This is a genomic window from Mycobacterium sp. E3298, from assembly GCF_001666895.1.
In the GTDB taxonomy this organism is placed as follows: domain Bacteria; phylum Actinomycetota; class Actinomycetes; order Mycobacteriales; family Mycobacteriaceae; genus Mycobacterium.
This window is the reverse complement of the sequence record NZ_LZJB01000408.1, coordinates 1-660: the sequence shown is the minus strand read 5'-3', so window position 1 is coordinate 660 and position 660 is coordinate 1. Positions and strand designations below refer to the sequence as shown.

At 69.2% G+C, this 660-nt stretch carries 1 protein-coding gene; it reads right to left on the bottom strand.

Translation table 11 applies throughout. From position 1 onward, the window contains the following. Window positions 1-43 precede the first annotated feature (43 nt). A partial coding sequence (locus A9X05_RS19435; protein ID WP_156736837.1) for an HNH endonuclease signature motif containing protein occupies window positions 44-660 on the bottom strand: 617 nt, incomplete at its 5' end.

The window sequence follows — 660 nt, the reverse complement described above, 5'->3', positions numbered from 1 at the left end:
GCGAACATGACGGCGGCCGCGCCGCCCGCATCGGGTCGCAACGTCAAACGGGTTCGTCGTCGTCGGTGTCGCGGAGGAAGCGTTCGGGGTGGTGGTAGGTGTTGGTGCGGGGTTGGCCGTGGTCGAGGTGGGGTGGGGGGATCCATTCGGTTTCGCCGCGGGCGTTGGTGCGGGTGGTCCAGCCTTGTTCGGCGAGGCGGTTGTCGGGCCCACAGGCCAGGGTCAGGTCGTCGATGTCGGTGCGCCGGGTGTTTTGCCAGCCTCGGACGTGATGGACCTGGCTATGGTAGGCCGGGGCGTCACAGCCCGGCCTGGTACATCCGCGATCCTTGGCGTAGAGCATGATTCGCTGCGCCGGGGAAGCCAGCCGTTTGGTGTGGTGCAGCGCCAGGGGCCGCCCGTTGTCGAAGATCGCCAGATAGTGGTGGGCGTGGCCGGCCCAGCGGATCACATCGGACATGGGCACCAGCGTGCCGCCGGCCGTCAGGGCCTTACCGGCCGCGGCCTCCAACTCCTGCAACGTGGTGCTCACCACGATCGACACCGGCAGCCCGTTATGGGAGCCCAAGTCCCCCGATGCTAAGAGTCCGCGCAGCCCGGCCAGGAAGGCGTCGTGGTGGCGTTGCGCCGTGCTGCGGGTGTCGCGGCGCACCGCGTCCT